Annotated in this window: 19 protein-coding genes; 12 read left to right on the top strand and 7 right to left on the bottom strand. The window is 60.7% G+C overall.

The genetic code is table 11. The features are described 5' to 3' along the window. Positions 1-113 precede the first annotated feature (113 nt). The 5 genes from AB4N92_RS10760 (at position 114) to AB4N92_RS10740 (ending at position 5,464) form a co-directional block, all read left to right on the top strand. On the top strand, positions 114-1,208 hold the full coding sequence (locus AB4N92_RS10760) for a polyamine ABC transporter substrate-binding protein (RefSeq protein ID WP_329605890.1): 1,095 nt from the start codon (positions 114-116) through the stop codon (positions 1,206-1,208). 153 nt (positions 1,209-1,361) lie between these two features. Next, positions 1,362-2,456 carry a polyamine ABC transporter substrate-binding protein gene (locus AB4N92_RS10755; protein WP_010207338.1) on the top strand — a complete coding sequence of 365 codons (1,095 nt, stop codon included), beginning with the start codon at positions 1,362-1,364 and terminating at the stop codon, positions 2,454-2,456. 67 nt (positions 2,457-2,523) lie between these two features. Beyond that, on the top strand, positions 2,524-3,666 hold the full coding sequence (locus AB4N92_RS10750) for an ABC transporter ATP-binding protein (protein WP_010207336.1): 1,143 nt from the start codon (positions 2,524-2,526) through the stop codon (positions 3,664-3,666). Beyond that, the gene (locus AB4N92_RS10745) at positions 3,663-4,583 is read left to right on the top strand and encodes an ABC transporter permease subunit (protein WP_010207335.1); all 921 of its coding nucleotides are present in this window, start codon (positions 3,663-3,665) and stop codon (positions 4,581-4,583) included. The genes AB4N92_RS10750 and AB4N92_RS10745 overlap by 4 nt, the downstream gene beginning before the upstream one ends. After that, positions 4,580-5,464 carry an ABC transporter permease subunit gene (locus AB4N92_RS10740; RefSeq protein WP_010207334.1) on the top strand — a complete coding sequence of 295 codons (885 nt, stop codon included), beginning with the start codon at positions 4,580-4,582 and terminating at the stop codon, positions 5,462-5,464. Before AB4N92_RS10745 ends, AB4N92_RS10740 begins: the two co-directional genes overlap by 4 nt. A 123-nt stretch (positions 5,465-5,587) precedes the next feature. Here the strand turns inward: AB4N92_RS10740 and AB4N92_RS10735 are convergent, their stop codons facing one another. Then, positions 5,588-6,229, bottom strand: a complete 642-nt coding sequence (locus tag AB4N92_RS10735; RefSeq protein ID WP_010207332.1) for an HD domain-containing protein — start codon at positions 6,227-6,229, stop codon at positions 5,588-5,590. Between the two features lie 256 nt (positions 6,230-6,485). Here AB4N92_RS10735 and AB4N92_RS10730 point away from each other — a divergent pair, with 256 nt between their 5' ends. Continuing rightward, entirely contained in the window at positions 6,486-7,451 is a 966-nt protein-coding gene (locus tag AB4N92_RS10730; RefSeq protein WP_010207330.1) for a GlxA family transcriptional regulator, read from the top strand. On the opposite strand, the gene AB4N92_RS10725 is transcribed toward AB4N92_RS10730, so the two are convergent. Further along, positions 7,429-7,782 carry a carboxymuconolactone decarboxylase family protein gene (locus AB4N92_RS10725; protein ID WP_003176771.1) on the bottom strand — a complete coding sequence of 118 codons (354 nt, stop codon included), beginning with the start codon at positions 7,780-7,782 and terminating at the stop codon, positions 7,429-7,431. The genes AB4N92_RS10730 and AB4N92_RS10725 overlap by 23 nt on opposite strands. A 100-nt stretch (positions 7,783-7,882) precedes the next feature. Here AB4N92_RS10725 and AB4N92_RS10720 point away from each other — a divergent pair, with 100 nt between their 5' ends. Beyond that, positions 7,883-8,791, top strand: coding sequence for an AraC family transcriptional regulator (locus AB4N92_RS10720; protein ID WP_010207329.1), 909 nt, complete (start codon positions 7,883-7,885; stop codon positions 8,789-8,791). Here AB4N92_RS10720 and AB4N92_RS10715 read toward each other — a convergent pair. Both AB4N92_RS10715 and AB4N92_RS10710 read right to left on the bottom strand, forming a co-directional pair. After that, positions 8,777-11,131, bottom strand: a complete 2,355-nt coding sequence (locus tag AB4N92_RS10715) for a penicillin acylase family protein (RefSeq protein WP_236266733.1) — start codon at positions 11,129-11,131, stop codon at positions 8,777-8,779. The two genes, AB4N92_RS10720 and AB4N92_RS10715, sit on opposite strands and share 15 nt — an antisense overlap. 30 nt (positions 11,132-11,161) lie before the next feature. Further along, positions 11,162-11,737 carry a DUF6436 domain-containing protein gene (locus AB4N92_RS10710; protein WP_198831510.1) on the bottom strand — a complete coding sequence of 192 codons (576 nt, stop codon included), beginning with the start codon at positions 11,735-11,737 and terminating at the stop codon, positions 11,162-11,164. Between the two features lie 99 nt (positions 11,738-11,836). On the opposite strand from AB4N92_RS10710, the gene bipL reads away from it, so the two are divergent. Next, the gene (gene bipL / locus AB4N92_RS10705) at positions 11,837-12,763 is read left to right on the top strand and encodes a phospholipase BipL (protein ID WP_010207326.1); all 927 of its coding nucleotides are present in this window, start codon (positions 11,837-11,839) and stop codon (positions 12,761-12,763) included. A gap of 20 nt (positions 12,764-12,783) precedes the next feature. On the opposite strand, the gene AB4N92_RS10700 is transcribed toward bipL, so the two are convergent. After that, positions 12,784-13,536 (bottom strand): DUF2059 domain-containing protein, encoded by a 753-nt coding sequence (locus AB4N92_RS10700; RefSeq protein ID WP_010207325.1) that lies wholly within the window; start codon positions 13,534-13,536, stop codon positions 12,784-12,786. A 131-nt stretch (positions 13,537-13,667) separates the two neighbouring features. Here AB4N92_RS10700 and AB4N92_RS10695 point away from each other — a divergent pair, with 131 nt between their 5' ends. Both AB4N92_RS10695 and AB4N92_RS10690 read left to right on the top strand, forming a co-directional pair. Next, positions 13,668-14,300, top strand: coding sequence for a 2OG-Fe(II) oxygenase (locus tag AB4N92_RS10695; protein ID WP_044288034.1), 633 nt, complete (start codon positions 13,668-13,670; stop codon positions 14,298-14,300). Positions 14,301-14,302: 2 nt separating this feature from the next. Next, positions 14,303-14,797, top strand: a complete 495-nt coding sequence (locus AB4N92_RS10690) for a 2-thiouracil desulfurase family protein (RefSeq protein WP_021492646.1) — start codon at positions 14,303-14,305, stop codon at positions 14,795-14,797. A 112-nt stretch (positions 14,798-14,909) separates the two neighbouring features. Here the strand turns inward: AB4N92_RS10690 and AB4N92_RS10685 are convergent, their stop codons facing one another. Beyond that, entirely contained in the window at positions 14,910-15,404 is a 495-nt protein-coding gene (locus AB4N92_RS10685) for a transporter substrate-binding domain-containing protein (RefSeq protein ID WP_069672944.1), read from the bottom strand. 134 nt (positions 15,405-15,538) lie between these two features. Between AB4N92_RS10685 and AB4N92_RS10680 the strand changes: the two genes are divergently transcribed. Beyond that, positions 15,539-15,979 carry a DUF4399 domain-containing protein gene (locus AB4N92_RS10680; protein WP_042571404.1) on the top strand — a complete coding sequence of 147 codons (441 nt, stop codon included), beginning with the start codon at positions 15,539-15,541 and terminating at the stop codon, positions 15,977-15,979. 63 nt (positions 15,980-16,042) lie between these two features. Here the strand turns inward: AB4N92_RS10680 and serA are convergent, their stop codons facing one another. Next, positions 16,043-17,272, bottom strand: coding sequence for a phosphoglycerate dehydrogenase (gene serA, locus AB4N92_RS10675; protein ID WP_003195214.1), 1,230 nt, complete (start codon positions 17,270-17,272; stop codon positions 16,043-16,045). Positions 17,273-17,477: 205 nt separating this feature from the next. Between serA and AB4N92_RS10670 the strand changes: the two genes are divergently transcribed. Further along, positions 17,478-18,872 (top strand): FAD-binding oxidoreductase, encoded by a 1,395-nt coding sequence (locus tag AB4N92_RS10670; RefSeq protein WP_042571405.1) that lies wholly within the window; start codon positions 17,478-17,480, stop codon positions 18,870-18,872. Positions 18,873-18,884: the final 12 nt, after the last annotated feature.

Genomic DNA, 18,884 nt, shown 5'->3' with positions numbered 1-18,884 from the left:
AACTTGCCAGACTGTCGCCCTGTTTTGTTGCCCTTTGGCTGGGCCTCGAAACATATGAAGCTTGTGGCCCAAAAAAGAAAAAATTGGAGCATCACCAAATGAAGGCATTAGGTTTGAAGAACGCTGGCAAGACCCTCCTCGCGTTGTCCCTGATGGGCGCAATGGCGGGCGCGGCCCAGGCAGACGACAAAGTGCTGCACGTCTACAACTGGTCCGACTACATTGCACCGGACACCATCGCCAACTTTGAAAAAGAGTCCGGCATCAAAGTGGTGTACGACGTGTTCGACAGCAACGAAACCCTGGAGGCCAAGTTGCTGGCAGGCAAGTCCGGTTACGACATCGTCGTACCGTCGAACAACTTCCTCGCCAAGCAGATCAAGGCCGGTGTCTACCAGGAGCTGGACAAGTCCAAGCTGTCCAACTACGACAACCTGAACAAATCCCTGCTTAAAGCCGTGTCGGTCAGCGACCCGGACAACAAGCACGCCTTCCCGTACATGTGGGGCTCGATCGGCATCGGCTACAACCTGGAGAAGGTCAAGGCCGCGCTGGGCGTGGACAAGATCGATTCGTGGGACGTGCTGCTCAAGCCAGAGAACATCGCCAAGCTGAAAAGCTGCGGCGTGAGCTTCCTCGATTCGCCGACCGAAATGCTGCCGGTGGCACTGCATTACCTGGGCCTGCCAACCGACACGCAGAAGAAAGCTGATCTGAAACAGGCCGAAGATCTGTTCCTGAAAATCCGTCCTTCGATCGGCTACTTCCACTCGTCCAAGTACATCTCCGACCTGGCCAACGGCAATATCTGCGTGGCCGTGGGTTACTCGGGTGACATCGAACAGGCCAAGTCCCGTGCGGCTGAAGCCGGTGGCAAGGTCAAAGTGGCCTACGACATTCCGAAAGAAGGTGCTGGCAGCTTCTTTGACATGGTCGCCATCCCCAAGGATGCCGAGAACGTCGACGCCGCCTACAAGTTCATGAACTACCTGCTCAAGCCGCAAGTCATGGCTGAAATCACCAACAGCGTGCATTTCCCGAACGGTAACGAGAAAGCCACCGCACTGGTCGACAAGGAAATCACCAGCGACCCGGGCATCTACCCGCCAGCGGACGTACAGGCCAAGCTCTACGCCATTGCTGACCTGCCGGCTGCGACCCAGCGTGAAATGACACGCAGCTGGACCAAGATCAAGTCCGGTAAATAACCGGTCTTTGCTAACCACCGCGCCTGGCGCGGTGGTTATCGAAACAATTAAATGACAGAAAGTTTTGCCGGATCGGTTTATCGAGGGTAAGTTGCGCGCCGGTTTTGTTGCCGGGCAACAACTTTGGGCCCAACTATTTAAGAGGACCTCCACTTGCCAATTTCTTTATTTCGCAAAGCCATGCTGGTGGGTGCAGGTATCACGCTGACGTTGAGCGTGCAGGCCGCACCGACTGTGCATATTTATAACTGGTCGGATTACATCGGCACCGACACCCTGGCCAACTTCGAAAAGGCCAGCGGCATCAAGCCCGTGTATGACGTGTTTGATTCCAACGAAACCCTGGAAGGCAAGCTGCTGGCCGGGCGTACCGGTTACGACGTGGTGGTGCCGTCCAACCACTTCCTGGGCAAGCAGATCAAGGCCGGGGCGTTCCAGAAACTCGACAAGTCATTGCTGACGAATTACGCCAACCTCGACCCGGCGCTGCTCAAACGCCTGGAAAAGAATGACCCCGGCAACCAGTACGCCGTGCCGTACCTGTGGGGCACCAATGGCATCGGCTACAACGTCGATAAAGTGAAGGAAGTGCTGGGCGTCGACCATATCGATTCCTGGGCCGTGCTGTTCGAGCCGGAGAACATGAAGAAGCTGGCGACCTGCGGTGTGTCGTTCATGGACTCGGCGGATGAAATGCTGCCGGCGGTGCTCAATTACATGGGCCTGAACCCTAACAGTACGAACCCGGACGATTACAAGAAGGCCGAAGAGAAGCTGCTGAAAGTGCGGCCGTACGTGACCTACTTCCATTCTTCCAAATACATTTCGGACCTGGCCAACGGCAACATCTGCGTGGCGGCAGGTTTCTCCGGCGATGTGTTCCAGGCCAAGGCCCGCGCGGCGGAGGCCGGCAAGGGCGTGAACATCGCCTACACGATTCCGAAAGAAGGCGGCAACCTGTGGTTCGACGTGCTGGCCATCCCCAAGGATGCCACCAACGTCAAAGAGGCCCACGCCTTCATCAACTATTTGCTGCAACCTGAGGTGATCGCCCAGGTCAGTGATTACGTCGGTTACGCCAACCCTAACCCAGGGGCGGACAAGCTGATGGAGCAATCGATACGCACGGACGAGGCGGTTTACCCACCGCAGGCGGTACTCGACAGGACATTCGTCAACTTCGAGCTACCCCCGAAAGTGCAACGTTTGATGACCCGTAGCTGGACCAAGGTCAAGACGGGCAAGTAAGGCTCAACCTATCCAAGGTTCGTCCGTATTGGACGTTCTGCACTCTTTTTTTCTGGGAGTTTCGTAAATGGCAGTTGCCTCCGGCGCCTATAAGAAAGCCCTCGAAGGGGACCAGACACCGAAGAAGGTGCTGGTCAAAATCGACCGGGTCACGAAGAAGTTCGACGAGACGATTGCCGTGGACGATGTGTCCCTGGAAATCAAGAAAGGCGAGATCTTCGCCCTGCTCGGCGGTTCGGGTTCGGGCAAGTCCACCTTGCTGCGCATGCTCGCCGGTTTCGAGCGCCCGACTGAGGGCCGTATCTACCTCGACGGCGAAGACATCACAGACATGCCGCCCTACGAGCGGCCGATCAACATGATGTTCCAGTCCTACGCCTTGTTCCCACATATGACCGTGGCTCAGAACATCGCCTTCGGCCTGCAACAGGACAAGATCCCCAAGGCCGAGATCGACGCCCGCGTGGCCGAGATGCTCAAGCTGGTGCAGATGAGCCAGTACGCCAAGCGCAAGCCGCACCAGTTGTCCGGCGGTCAGCGTCAGCGTGTGGCCCTGGCCCGTTCCCTGGCCAAGCGCCCGAAACTGTTGCTGCTCGATGAGCCCATGGGCGCTCTCGACAAGAAGCTGCGTTCGCAGATGCAGCTGGAACTGGTGGAAATCATCGAGCGCGTCGGCGTGACCTGCGTGATGGTGACCCACGACCAGGAAGAGGCCATGACCATGGCCGAGCGCATTGCGATCATGCACCTGGGCTGGATCGCCCAGATCGGCAGCCCGATCGACATCTACGAAACGCCAACCAGCCGCCTGGTGTGCGAGTTCATCGGCAACGTCAACATCTTCGACACCCAAGTGGTCGATGACGCCGAAGGCCACGCGGTGCTCAAGTGCCCGGACCTGGACCGCGACATCTACGTGGGCTACGGCATCGCCACTTCGGTGGAAGACAAGTCGGTGACCTACGCGATTCGCCCGGAAAAACTGCTGGTCACCACCGAAATGCCGACCTGCGAGCACAACTGGTCCAGCGGCAAGGTGCACGACATCGCCTACCTGGGCGGCCACTCGGTGTTCTACGTGGAGCTGCCGAGCGGCAAACTGGTGCAGTCATTCGTTGCCAACGCCGAGCGTCGTGGGCAGCGGCCGACCTGGGGTGACCAGGTCTACGTGTGGTGGGAAGACGACAGCGGCGTGGTACTTCGCTCATGAACATGAAGAAGCTCAAGCGCCGCCTGCAACGAATAACGCCCAGTGGCCGTCATGCGGTCATTGGCATTCCCTTCCTGTGGCTGTTCCTGTTCTTCATGCTGCCGTTCTTCATCGTCCTGAAGATCAGTTTTGCCGAAGCCGACGTCGCGATTCCGCCGTACACCGAGATCTACACGTTCGTTGAGCAGAAACTGCAGTTGGTGCTCAACCTGGGCAACTACGCGATGCTCGGCGACGACGAGTTGTACATCGCCGCGTACCTGGGCTCGCTGAAAATGGCGTTCTTCAGCACGCTGCTGTGCCTGCTGATCGGTTACCCGATGGCCTACGCCATTGCCAGTGCGCGCAAAGAGATGCAGACCGTGCTGGTGCTGCTGATCATGATGCCGACCTGGACCGCGATCCTGATCCGCGTGTATGCGTGGATGGGCATTCTCAGCAATAACGGCCTGCTCAATGGCTTCCTGATGTCCATGGGGTTGATCAACGAACCGCTGCAGATCCTCAACACCAACATCGCGGTGTACATCGGCGTGGTCTATTCGTACCTGCCGTTCATGATCCTGCCGCTGTACGCCAACCTGGTGAAGCACGATCAGAGCCTGTTGGAAGCCGCATCCGACCTGGGTTCGAGCACCTTCAACAGCTTCTGGAAGATCACCGTGCCGCTGTCCAAGAATGGCATCATCGCCGGCTGCATGCTGGTGTTCATCCCGGTGGTGGGCGAGTTCGTGATCCCGGAACTGCTGGGCGGCCCGGAAACCCTGATGATCGGTAAAGTGTTGTGGCAAGAATTCTTCAACAACCGTGACTGGCCGGTGGCCTCTGCCCTGGCGGTGGTGATGCTGGCGATCCTGATCGTGCCGATCATCCTGTTCAACCGCAGCCAAGCCAAAGAGATGGAGGGCAAGATATGAAGCGCTTCAGTTTCTCGAGTTTCATGCTGGTGGCGGGGTTGTTGTTTATCTACCTGCCGATGCTGATCCTGGTGATCTACTCGTTCAACGAATCCAAGCTGGTGACGGTGTGGGGCGGTTGGTCGATCAAGTGGTACGTAGGCCTGCTGGACAATACCCAGTTGATGGGCTCGGTGGCGCGCTCCCTGGAAATTGCCTGCTACACGGCGGTGGCCGCAGTGGCGTTGGGTACGTTGGCGGCCTTCGTGCTGACGCGCATCAGCCAGTTCAAGGGCCGCACGCTGTTCGGCGGCCTGGTGACCGCGCCGTTGGTAATGCCGGAAGTGATCACCGGTCTGTCGCTGTTGCTGCTGTTCGTGGCCATGGCACAGATGATCGGTTGGCCCCAGGAGCGTGGCATCGTCACCATCTGGATCGCCCACACCACGTTCTGTGCGGCGTATGTGGCGGTGGTGGTGTCGGCGCGCCTGCGTGAGCTGGACCTGTCGATCGAAGAGGCGGCGATGGACCTGGGGGCGCGGCCGTGGAAGGTGTTCTTCCTGATCACCATCCCGATGATCGCGCCATCGTTGGCGGCGGGCGGCATGATGTCGTTCGCACTGTCCCTGGATGACCTGGTGCTGGCGAGTTTCGTGTCGGGTCCGGGGTCGACCACCCTGCCGATGGAAGTGTTCTCGGCGGTGCGCCTTGGGGTTAAGCCTGAGATCAACGCCGTGGCCAGCCTGATTCTGTTGGCAGTGTCGCTGGTGACCTTCCTGGTGTGGTTCTTCAGCCGTCGTGCCGAAGAACACCGCAAGAAAGCCATCCAGCAAGCGATTGAAGAAGCGGCGGCAGATGGCTGGAAACAGCCGGACAAGCGCCGAGCGCCTGCACCGGTCTGATCCGGATCAAACTGTGGGAGCGGGCTTGCTCGCGAATACGGTGTATCAGTCACCAGATGTATCGACTGATCCAACGCATTCGCGAGCAAGCCCGCTCCCACATTTGATTGCGTTTCAGGCTGATTAAGCCGTCCAGGGGGATGTGCGGATGACCTCGACAAAATTCATCGGCTTGAACCCCGGCTCCTGATCCACCAAGACATCCGTCTTCACGTTGCCAAACGTGGTCTGCGGGCGATGGCGCAAGCCGTCGGCAAAGGCGCAGATAATGCACTCCTTGAACCCTTCACCGCGCGGGTGCGCATGCACCACGGCTTCGCGCTGCACGGTTGAAAACGCGGCGTAGTCCATGCCCAGCACGTCCATTTCCACACCGGCCGTCACCAGCGCCACGGTCGGGCGCAGATGCTGCGGCACGCCCGGCGTGGTGTGCAGGGCGATGGATAGCCACACCTGTTCGATATCGTCATCGCTCAGCCCGTAAGGCTTGAGGAAGGCAGCGGCGGCGTTGGCACCGTCGACTTCGAAGCGCTCGTTGTCACTGCGATGACCTTCGACCAGGCCCAGGTCGTGGAACATCGCGCCGACGTAGAGCAACTCCGGGTTGTAGGCGAGTTGCTTGCGTTCGCCGCTCAAGGCGCCGAACAGAAAGACCCGGCGGGAGTGGTGGTAGAGCAGGTCCGATTCGACGTCGCGGATGTATTCGGTGGTGGCTTTGGCCAGGGCGCTGTCCGGGATCTGGATGCCGGCGATGGTGGTGCTCATGGGTGTTCTCCTCTGTAAAGTCCCCAGTCTGGTCGCGCGCCAGTCAGGGGGCTATCGCGGCGAGGGAGCGATGTCGGCCAATGTGCCGTCACATCGTGCCAGCGCCAGGCACGCTCACATGTGGGAGCTGGCTTGTCGGATCGCCGCATTGCTGCGATAGCGTCACCTCGGTATACCTGATGGACCGAGTCGCCAGCATCGCGGGCAAGCCCGGCTCCCACAGGGTTTGCGTCCGCCCGGATATAAAGGTTTACCCATGCATAAAACCGTCGCCATTCTGATCTTTCCTGGCGTCCAGTCGCTGGACGTGACCGGCCCCCTGGATGTGTTCTGCGAGGCCAATCGTTTTCTGTCGCCGCAGGATCATTACCAACTGGACGTCATCGGTCTGGGCCACGGCAGCATGGCGGCCTCCAACGGCCTGTCATTGCAGGCCCATCGGCATTACAGCGAGGCCTTGCAAGCCTATGACCTATTGCTGGTCGCCGGCGGCCCGCAGTTGCCGTTCGAAGACTTCGGTGCCGAATTTGATGACTGGCTGCGCAGCGCCACTGCTCGCGCGCAACGCTTCGGCTCGATCTGCAACGGCGCCTTCATGCTGGCGCGCGCCGGGCTGTTGGATGGCAAAACCGTCACCACCCATTGGAATGACGCGGCCGATCTGGCGCGCCTGTGCCCCACGGCCCAGGTCGACGCCGACCGCCTCTACGTGCAGGACGGCAACCTCTACACATCGGCCGGGGTCACGGCGGGCATCGATCTGTCGCTGTATCTGCTGGCTCAGGACCACGGCCCGGAAGTCGCACTGAGCGTGGCCAAGCGCCTGGTGGTGTTTACCCAGCGGTCGGGCGGGCAGTCGCAGTTCAGCCCGTTTCTCACGCCCCACGCCGAAACCACCTCGGCAGTGGCGCTGGTGCAGCTGTACGTGTTGGCGAACCTCACCGGGGATTTGACCATTGCCGACCTGGCCAAGGCGGCCAATATGAGCGCGCGCAATTTCTCTCGGGTGTTTGCCCGTGAGGCGCGGATCACACCGGCGGAATTTGTCGAACGGGCGCGGGTTGACGCGGCGCGGGTCATGCTCGAAAGCAGCCGCGCGCCGCTCAAGACCGTCGCCTATCAATGCGGCTTTCGCGACGCCCAGCACATGCGCAGTGTGTTCAACCGCAGGCTGGGCGTCACGCCGCAACAGTTCCGGCTTAATTTTGCGGCGCCGGTTTGAGCGTGTCGTAGGCTTCCAGCGCGCGCAACGAGTAGATATATGCCGCACCCGCATTCAGCGAGATGGCGGTGGCCAGTGTTGCGGCGACTTCTTCACGGGTGGCACCGGCCTTGATCGCAGCATCCGCATGCACACCGATGCAGCCATCGCAGCGAGTGGTGATGGCCACGGCGATGGAAATCAGTTCACGGGTCTTGGCGTCGAGCACGTTGTTTTCCTCGGCAGCCTCGCCCAGCGCCATGTAGGCTTTGACCATCTTCGGGTTGCTCTTGCCCAGCGCGCCAAAGGCTTTCTTCACGGTAGGCAGCAAGTCGGACCAGTTATTGAACATTGCGGTAACTCCTGAACGAGGGTTGGTGTGGAACCAGTCTCTTCCGTTCGGGGGCGGCGTTATTGTTCAATCCGCTCATCTTTTTGACCGATGCTCGCAAATGAATTCGATCGACACGCTCATCGCGCTGGCCAACCTGCGCGGCAGTCTGGATTTACGGTGTCAGTTTCAAGGGGAATGGGCGCTGGACCACCCGCCGGAGAGCCTCGGCGTGGCGCCTTACCACATCGTGCTCAGCGGCACCTGTCGTGCCGAGTTGTCCGGCGGGCAGCACGTGACGCTGGAGGAGGGTGACATCCTGCTGATGCCTGGCGGTGCCACTCACTTGTTGCGCAGTCAGGGCGCGCGGATTCGGCCGGTACAACCCAAGGTGATTGAAGGCGGCGTACTCAAAGTGCACCGCCTGGGCGGTGACCGACCGGACTTGGACATGCTGTGTGGCAGCTTCCACTACAACCGCCAGTCACTGCTGCTCGGCGCGTTGCCGGAGTACCTGGTGGTGTCCAGCCGAGAGTGGCAGGGCGACGGCCAACTGGCGGCGTTGATCGCGTTATTGCGCAGCGAGGCGGACGGCCAGCAACTGGGCGCGCGCTCCTTTATCGATGCGTTGTCATCGGCGCTGTTCACCCTGATCCTGCGCACCTGGCTGGCCCGCCAGACACCTGTTGCCGGCACCTTCGCGTTGCTCGTCGACAAGCGCCTGAGCAAGGCCTGGCAAGCCATGCTGGCCGATCCGGGGCATGAGTGGACCATCGACAGCCTGGCGGCTGCCGCGACGATGTCACGCGCCACCTTCATGCGGGCGTTCGTGAAGGTGGCGGGCGTGTCGCCGTGGGGGCTGTTGACGCAGTTGCGCATGGAGCTGGCCTTCAACCTGTTGCGCCAGTCGCACCTGAGCCTGCTGGATATCGCCACCCAGGTGGGCTACCAGTCCCAGGCAGCGTTCAGCAAGAAATTCAAGGAGACCTATGGCGAGGCGCCGGGGCGCCTGCGTTCATCGGGCGGGTAGCAGCTTGAGGATGCCACGGGTGTTGGCGGTCACTTCCTCATCGGTGAAGTGCGCCTGTTCGTAGCCGCCCTCGATGTAGGTTTCCGCCTGGTCGCCATAGTGTCGGTCAAATGGCACGCCGCTTTGGCCGACCGGGTTGATGGTCAATGCGTGTGCTACATCGGCGAAATCGATCAGGCGGCGAGTCGAAGGCCCGTAGGTAACGGGCCACGGTGCCGGACCGATATTGGCCGATTGGTTGTTCGGCACTTCGTGGGTGCCTGGCGCCGGGAACGGGCCAACATTGACGATCAGGTCCAACGGTTTCTGCGAGCCCAGTGGGTGGCCGTGGGTCAGGGTATGGGCCTTGCCCCACTGCCATTGGCTCGGGTCATCGCCGAAGGTGGCCTTTAGGTGCGCGAGGCTGTTGTCCCAGGCAAGCTTGATGGTTTCGGCGCGCTTGCCGTCCCACCATGGTGAATCCGGCGCGGCGGCCAGGCGTGGGAGGGCGGCGTCGATCACGCGGGTGCCGAGCAGGGTCTTGAACAGATTGTCGCCGAGCTTCGGGTGGAAGGCAGCGTCGGCCAGGTTGAACAGGAACTGGTTGAACAGGGTGGCGCTGGTGGAGTCCAGCGGATAGTCACCCTTCCAGCTTGCAAGCTGCTCCACCAGTTTAAGTTGCGCCGGGTTCTTGACCGCCTCGCGCAGCACCGGCAACAGCGGCGCCAGCAGGCGCGGGCCGAAGGCGGTGGTGGTGCCGAGCTGCAAGGCCTGGCTGTTGTTTACATCCCACTTCACGCTCTTGTCGCTCAATTGCGCGTTCAACTGCTGACCACGGTCGGCGAGGTTGTAGTAACCGGGGATCTCCAGGCCAGTCGGCGAGACGGGCTGGGCGTTGGCCGACACCACGTAACCGCGTACCGGGTTTTCTTCCTGGGGGTTGGCGCTGAAGGGGTAGAAGCCCAGCTTGTCGGCCTGGGCGGTGCTGCCGTCGAGTATAAAACCGGCGTTGACCCCGGCTGGACGAATCGGCAACTGCCCCGCCGCCCACCAGCCGATATCGCCCTTGGTATTGGCCCACACGATGTTCAGCCCCGGCGCAGACACCTTGGCTGCCGCCGCACGGGCCTTCACCAGGGTGTCGGCGCGGTTGAGCTGGTAGAAACCTTCAAGGATCGGGTTCTGGGTATCGAGGAATGCCCACCACATGGCAATCGGTGTCTTGCCGGCGTTCTCGCCCAGCACGTCATTGATGATCGGGCCGTGGGGTGACTGGCGCAGGATCAGCGTCACCGGCGCCTGGCCCTTCACGGCGATCTGTTGTTCGGTGCGGGTCATGTCGACCCACTGGTCGTGGTACCAGACTTGGTTGGGGTCATCGGGGTTGACCTTCTCGGCGATCAGGTCGAGGTCATCGTTCTGGAACATGGTCAGGCTCCAGCCGAAATCCAGGTTGTGCCCCAGGAACGCCACCGGCACCAGTGCGTTGTGATAGCCATACAGCTCGAAACCCGGCGCCGACAGCTGCGCCTCGTACCACACCGACGGCACCGAGAAACGGATGTGCGGGTCACCCGCCAGCAACGGTTTGCCGCTTTTGGTGCGGTTGCCGCTGATGGCCCAGGCGTTGCTGCCTTCGAACTGCGGCAGGCCGTTGTCGGCCAGGGCCTGTTCGCTCAGGGAGGCAATGGCGCCGAGGGTCTGCCAATCGCTGGCGGCGAGGTTGAGGGCGCCCTTGGGCTGCCAGTCCAGGTCGAAGACTTTCAGGTAATCGCTGCCCAGTTGGTCGCGGATGTAAGTCAGCACCGGCTCGGTACGAAACGCTGCGGCAAAGCTGTAGGCCATATACCCGGCGACGCTGATGGTGTCCTCAGCGGTAAACGGCCGCTTGGGGATGCCTAGCACGTCGAACTCCATGGGGCGGGCGTGGCTGTCCTGATATTGGTTGATCCCGTCCAGATAGGCTTGCAGGGCCTTCCAGTGCGCCGACTCATGGTCAAGTTGCGCTACATAAGTGGCCGCGCGGTCGCGAATGCGCAGGCTGCGGAACAGCTTGTCGGTGTCCAGCACCTTGGGCCCCAGCACCTCGGCCAGCTCGCCACGGGCCAGGCGCCGCATGATCTCCATCTGGAACAGCCGGTCCTGGGCGTGCACATAGCCCAGGGCGCGGTACAGGTCGGTCTCGTTCTCGGCTTGAATGTGCGGCACGCCACGGTCGTCGTAACGCACCGTGACCGAGCCTTGCAGGTTGGCCAGTGTGACCGTGCCCTGGCGGGTGGGCTGCTTGCTGTACACGTACCAACCGGCACCGAGGGCGACCAGCACGACAAGAACCGCGAGAACCCGCAAGACGCGCTTCATGAACATTCCTTACCAAGAGTGGGGGGCGATTTAAGAGCCTTTTGGCCACGAACAATAGCAGCCCACCGCCAGGGTGTGCGTGGCATTTACCTCACGTCCTGTTTCAAGGGCCTTCAAGATCGGCTCAATAAAACTGTTGCTGGAATTACACGTGAGGCCTTCGCTGTAGGGCCCGAAATACGCGAGCTTGCCGCTGCGATCCCAGATGCCTACGGCCGGGCTGGCCGGCACCTGCTCGGCGCCGGGCAGGGCGGTGAGGGTTTTCATCGTGCGCAGGTTGTCGGGCAATTGGCCGTGGCTGCCGGGTTTTTGCAGGGCGTAGAACTCGACCCCCTGGGGCGCGTATTGCTCGATCAATTCGCCCAGGTGCTGCTGGTTACCGACGTTGCACGGGCAGGCCGGGTCCCAGAAGTGCACCAGGCGGATCGGGCCGGGGCCGGCGAGGTTGGCAGGCAACTTCAATCGGTCGCCGGAAAACACCGCCGTGTGCTCGCTGAAGGCACGCAGGTAGCGGCCCTGGAACCAGTCATACGCCGCCCACAGCATGCCGGCGCAGATAATCAGGATCAGGCTGGCAAATAAGGCGGTGCGGTAGGGCTGTCGCATTCAGATGTATCCTCGAAGGTCGCGTAGCTTGCCATGCTTGTCCTGACAGATGAATATCGCAGCTCGATATTCATCTTTGCCGCAAGTCTGGAAGCCTTTATGCCCGTTACCTTTGACCCTGATCATCTGCGCGAAAGCTTGCGACCCCTGGTGGATGCGCAACCGCTTTCAGCCGAGGCGCGGGTCTATCAGCGTTTCTACGGGCTCGACCAGGCCGTGAGCCGCCTGGGGCGCTTCGAGGTGGATGGATTTGAGGTGGTGGCGCAAGTGTGGTGGCCGCCCACGCCGGTGGCGACGATGTTCATGTTCCACGGTTTCTACGACCACATGGGGCTGTATCGCCATGTGCTGAAGTGGGCGCTTGACCAAGGCTTCGTGGTGATCGCCTGCGATTTGCCGGGGCACGGTCTGTCCAGTGGCGTGCGTGCCAGCATCGATGATTTTGCGGTGTATCAACAGGTGTTGCAGGCGCTGTTTGCCCAGGCGCAAGCCCTGCAACTGCCGCAACCCTGGCACCTGTTCGGGCAAAGTACCGGCGGTGCGGTGGTGGTGGATCATCTGCTCAACCATGGCGCCGACAGCCCCGCCCAGGGCAAGACCTTCCTGCTGTCACCCCTGGTGCGGCCACGTGCCTGGGGATGGTCGCAGGTCAGCTACTACCTGCTGCGTCCGTTCGTCAAAGGCATCGCACGGCGATTCAGCGAGAACACTAACGACCCGGCGTTCAAGCCGTTCCTGGAAGCCGACCCGCTGCAGCCGCGCCAATTGCCTACCGCCTGGGTGGGCGCCCTGGCGCGCTGGATCAAACGCATCGAAGCCGCACCGCGCAGTGCCCGGCGGCCGGTGATCGTTCAGGGTGAGGAAGACATGACGGTGGACTGGCAGCACAACCTGCAAGTGTTGCGCGGCAAGTTCGACCAGCCCGAGGTGTTGATGCTGCCGCGTGGCAGGCATCATTTGGCGAATGAGATTCCGCAGATTCGCGATGAGTACTTTAAGTACCTGACGGATCACCTGACGTCATAAGGTGTAAATGCGGGAACGGGCTACGGCGTCAGGCTTGAGGTGCTCTGGCCGACCGCCAAGCCGGCGCGAATGGCTGCAAGGGCGGCTTGGTAATACGCTTTGCCCTCCGGGGACTCGGCAAACGTCGCGAACTCTTCCAGCTCTGGGTCGGACAAATCCTGGTAGACATACAGCAGCGTGTTGTTCAGATCCTTGTCGATCTGCTGCATCAACCGCTCGCGCTGGCCGTTCAGCATGCCTTGGGCTTGTCCACCCCCCAACAGGCCGGGAATCATCTGGCTCAGGCTATCGGCCGCCACACCGGCAATCGCCAGGCTGACTTCCGCGCCTGCTTCACGGGCCGGCAGGGCCTGGGCCAGATGACCGATGATCAGGCTGCGAGTAGCGTCGGCTTCGATTTTCGGCAGGCCCTGGGCGTTCTTCGCCAGTTGGTCGCGACGGGTGGCGAGCAGTTCGGCGGCGACAATCTTGCGGCCCAGGGGCGATTGAAAAAACGCCAGGGCAGGCTTGGGGTCTGCGAGGTTCTTGCGCAATTGCGCTTCAGCGCGCTGGTCCACGGCCTGGGCGGCGAAGCGTTTATTGCTGTTGTCCACCAGCGCCTGGTACACCGCTGGCGGCAGGCTGTTGCGGTAGCGTTGCTGGGCAGCATTGAGAGCGTCATTAAAATGCGCACGTTGTTCGGCCCAGCCGGCGACCTTGTACAACTGGTCATGGCCGTCTGCCCAGGCGGGCAAAACGCAGAACATCAGCAAGGAAAAAAACAAACGACGCATATGGACTCCTGTCAGTCGGCCACTATTGTCCGTGTCGGGCGTAGGATTTGTCGAGAAGTCCTATCAGTCACCTGACTAAAGTGTATTCAGACGCCCGGCGGCTCTGTCGGATTCACAGGCGTATGGATACTATGCGCGCCATGCAAATACCCCTCGATCACCCCTTGCTGCAACGTATTGTCGACGACCTGGCCGAGAAGGGCTGGTCCCGGCAGAACGGCTTCCTGCCCCAGGCTCTGACACTGGAACTGGCGGCTGAGTGCCGTAAACGTGCGGCAGAGGGTGAACTGGCCCCGGCGGCGGTGGGGCGTGGCCCGGCCCAGGAGATTCGCGAAGGTATTCGCGGTGATCATATCCAGTGGCTGGAGGACGGTGACGCGGCGGTCTGCGACACCTATATGGCGCTGATGGACAGCCTGCGCCTGGCGATGAACCGCAGCCTTTTCCTGGGCCTGGAAGATTTCGAAAGCCACTTCGCGATGTACCCGCCAGGGGCGTTTTACCTCAAGCACCTGGACCGCTTCCGCGACGATGACCGACGCATGGTCTCGGCGGTGATTTACTTGAACGACGCCTGGCTGCCCGAACATGGCGGCCAATTGCGCATGTACCTCAAGGACGGCGTCGAATACGATGTGGTGCCCACCGGCGGTTGTCTGGTGGTGTTCCTGTCGGGCGAGGTGCCCCATGAAGTCATGCCCGCCACGCGCGAACGCCTGTCCCTGACAGGGTGGTTTCGTCGGCGGGGCAACGAGCCGTTTTAAACATGGAAAAGATTCTGGTCAGCCGTTGCCTGCTGGGGCACAAGGTTCGCTACGACGGCGGGGCCAGCGGGCCGTTCGATCCGTTGGCCGCGTGGCAGGCCGAGGGGCGTGTGGTTGCGATCTGCCCGGAAGTATCAGGTGGTTTGCCGACGCCCCGACCCGCTGCCGAAATACCCGGCGGGCAAGGTGTGGATGTCTGGGAGGGCCGCGCCCAGGTGCTGACCGCCGAGGGCGAAGATTTCAGCGCCGCGTTCCTTGACGGTGCTCGCCAGGCCCTGGCGCTGGTGCAGTGCCACAACATCCGCATCGCCGTGCTCAAGGCCAATAGCCCGTCGTGCGGCAACCTGCACACCTACGACGGCACGTTCAGCGGCGTGAAGGTGACAGGCGAGGGCGTGACGGCGGCGTTGCTCAAGCAGCATGGTGTGCAGGTGTTCAGTGAGTTGGAGTTGCCCGAGGCGGCAGCGGCTCTGACGCAGCTAACGAAACCTGTATAGATCAAATGTGGGAGCTGACTTGCCTGCGATAGGTCAGCTAGCATCCCTGGTCCCGATCCACCGCTATCGCAGGCAAGCCAGCTCCCGCACTGACCGAGTCAAATCCGAAAAATTACTGCGCCTTGGCGACGGGCTTCTCGTCTTCAAACCACTTCTGCGCCAACGCCTTCAATCGGCCATCGGCCTTCACACGCCCCAGCGCCTTATCCAAACTCGCCTTGAACGCCGGATTGCCCTTCTGGAACGGAATCGCCAGCTCAGGCTTCTCGCTGTAAGGCTCACTGAAATCGAACCGATCCTGCAACTCGGCAGTCATAGCGATATGGTTGATGGCCACGTCGTACTTGCCGGTTTCCACGCCCGGCAGCAGGTCAGCGTCATCGGTGGTAATAAATGACGGGCGCACGTCCATCTCTTTAGCCAGTTGTTCACCCAGGTCCACTTCGAAGCCGGTGAGTTTGTCGCCTTCCTTGAAGTTGAACGGCGGGGTGTTGGCTTCAAGGGCAATGCGCAGTTCGCCACGGTCGAATACATCATCGATCAGTTCGGCATGAGCCAAGGGGCTCAGAAGGGGCAGCAGCAGTAACAGGCCAGGCGAAAAGCGCATGGTCACTCCTAGAGATTTTTAATGTGCGAGGCGCCGTTCAGCATCGCTTTGCTATGGTGTTGAGTGCCTTGGACAGCAATTTGTCGCGAAGTTGTCATAACCCTACAGATTTCACAGAAAAACTGGAGAAGCGAATGAAAGCCCTTTTGTCCCGTGCAACCCTGGCCTCCCTGCTGTTGGGTGCTTCCATGCTGGCCACAGCCGCCGACGGTATCCCGCGCAGCGCGCCACCTGAAGGCGCCAAAGTATTTATCGTGTCGCCAAAAGACGGCGCCACCGTCGACAAGACCTTCACTGTCAAATTCGGCATGGAAGGCCTGAAACTGGCCCCGGCCACTGACCAGGAACCCGGCACCGGTCACCACCACCTGCTGGTCGACCAGAAAGCCCTGCCTGACGCCAGCGTGCCGATCCCGGCCACCGACACCGTGATCCACTACGGCAAGGCCCAGACTGAAACCGAACTGACCCTCACCCCAGGCAAACACACCTTGCAGCTGGTCGCCGGCGACAAATTGCACATGCAGTTCAACCCGACTGTAGCCTCGAAAGTGATCACGGTTAACGTTAAGTAAGATTTGTTCAGATGCAAAAAAGGGAGCCCGAGGGGCTCCCTTTTTCGTGGTGCGGTTGAAGCGTTAGAACAACACGCGGCTACGGATGGTGCCGTTGATGTGCTGCAGTTTCTCTTGCGCCAAGTCCGAGTACTCGGCATCGACGTCGATCACCACGTAGCCGACCTTCTCGTTGGTCTGCAGGAACTGACCGGAGATGTTGATGCCGTTTTCCGCGAAGACCTTGTTGATCTCCATCATCACGCCAGGGATGTTCTGGTGGATGTGCAGCAGACGGTGCTTACCAGGGTGAGCCGGCAGGGCCACTTCCGGGAAGTTCACGGACGACACCGAGGTACCGTTGTCGCTGTACTTGACCAGCTTCTCCGACACTTCCAGGCCGATGTTGGCCTGGGCTTCAGCGGTGGAGCCGCCGATGTGCGGGGTCAGGATCACGTTGTCCAGGCCACGCAGCGGGCTTTCGAAGATGTCGTCGTTGGAGCGAGGCTCCACCGGGAACACGTCGATAGCGGCGCCGATCAGGTGCTTGTCCTTGATCGCGTCGGCCAGGGCGTCCAGCTCGACCACGGTGCCACGGGCAGCGTTGATCAGGATGCCGCCTTTCTTGATGGCGCGGATTTCCTTCTCGCCGATCATCCACTGGGTCTCAGCGGTTTCCGGAACGTGCAGGGTCACGATGTCGGACATGCCCAGCAGCTCGGTCAGGCTGGCCACTTGAGTGGCGTTGCCCAATGGCAGCTTGGTCAGGGTGTCGTAGAAGAACACCTGCATGCCGAGGCCTTCAGCCAGGACCGACAGCTGAGTACCGATCGAGCCGTAACCGACGATACCCAGCTTCTTGCCGCGGATTTCGAAGGAGTTGGCTGCGCTTTTGATCCAGCCGCCACGGTGGCAGGAAGCGTTCTTCTCAGGAATGCCGCGCAACAGCAGGATGGCCTCGGCCAATACCAGCTCCGCAACGGAACGGGTGTTGGAGTACGGTGCGTTGAACACCGCGATGCCGCGCTCGCGCGCTGCGTTGAGGTCGACCTGGTTGGTGCCGATGCAGAAACAGCCGACCGCCACGAGTTTCTTGGCGTGATCGAAGATCTCTTCGGTCAGCTGAGTGCGGGAGCGAATGCCGATAAAGTGCGCGTCGGCGATCTTTTCCTTGAGTTGGGCTTCCGGCAGAGAACTGGTGATGTACTCAATGCTGGTGTACCCGGCGGCTTTCAGAACGTCGACAGCCGATGGGTGGACGCCTTCCAGAAGAAGGAACTTGATCTTGCTCTTATCGAGAGAAGTCTTGCTCATCTGCGTAAACCTGTATCCCGGAGAAAAATGGCAGGGAATCGAGCAGCACAAGCTGACCCGGACGGCAGGAAAGCCGTCACCGCAGAAACGCCCTTGGGCTCTGTCCTGCGGGGGCGGTATGCTAGCATACGCGCCCCGCTAAACACCTATTCCTGCGACGTGAAGCGTTCTCAGGATGACCATGAATTGTTCGAGAGTTCTGTCGATGACCCATCCTGCCCTGATTGATGAGCTAAAGACCCTGGTTGAGCCCGGCAAAGTGCTGACCGATGCTGACTCCCTGGAGGCTTACGGCAAGGATTGGACCAAGCACTTCGCACCCGCGCCGACCGCCATCGTGTTTCCCAAGACCACTGAGCAGGTCCAGGCTATCGTGCGTTGGGCCAATGCCCACAAGGTGGCGCTGGTGCCATCGGGCGGGCGTACCGGCTTGTCGGCCGCTGCTGTGGCGGCCAATGGCGAGGTGGTCGTGTCGTTCGACTATATGAACCAGATCCTCGACGTGAACCTTACCGACCGCACCGCCGTGTGCCAGCCGGGGGTGGTTACCAAGCAATTGCAGAACGTCGCTGAAGAAAACGGCCTGTACTACCCGGTGGATTTCGCGTCGTCCGGTTCCAGCCAGATTGGCGGCAATATCGGCACCAATGCCGGCGGGATCAAGGTGATTCGCTACGGCATGACCCGCAACTGGGTAGCCGGCATGAAAGTCGTCACCGGCAAGGGCGACGTGCTGGAGTTGAACCGCGACCTGATCAAGAACGCCACCGGCTACGACATGCGCCAGCTGTTCATCGGCGCGGAGGGCACCCTGGGCTTTGTGGTCGAAGCCACTATGCGCCTGGACCGTGCGCCGAAAAACCTCACCGCGATGGTGCTGGGCACGACCGACTTCGACTCGATCATGCCGGTATTGCACGCCTTTCAGAGCAAGCTGGACCTGACCGCCTTCGAATTCTTCTCCGACAAGGCCTTGGCCAAGGTCATGGGCCGTGGCGACGTGCCGGCGCCGTTCGAAACCGAGTGCCCGTTCTACGCGCTGCTGGAATTCGAAGCCACCACCGAAGAAGTCGCCAACCACGCGCTGGAAACCTTCGAACATTGCGTGGAGCAGGGCTGGGTGCTGGACGGCGTGATGAGCCAGAGCGAAACCCAACTGCACAACCTGTGGAAACTGCGCGAGTACATCTCCGAGACCATTTCCCACTGGACCCCGTACAAGAACGATATCTCGGTGACTGTCTCCAAAGTGCCGGCGTTTTTGAAGGAAATTGACGCGATCGTCGGTGAACACTACCCCGACTTCGAAATCGTCTGGTTTGGCCACATCGGCGACGGCAACCTGCACTTGAACATCCTCAAGCCGGAAAACCTGAGCAAGGATGAGTTCTTCGCCAAATGCGCCACCGTGAACAAGTGGGTTTTTGAAACCGTCGAGAAGTACAACGGTTCGATCTCCGCCGAACATGGTGTGGGCATGACCAAACGCGACTACCTGACTTACAGCCGCTCGCCGGTTGAAATCGAATACATGAAGGCAGTGAAAGCCGTGTTCGACCCGAACGGAATCATGAACCCTGGCAAGATCTTCGCTGTTTAATCGCCTTGAAGG

This window comes from Pseudomonas sp. S3_A09, assembly GCF_054668065.1.
Note: the sequence above shows the minus strand (reverse complement) of the source record. Positions and strands in the feature narration are given on the sequence as shown.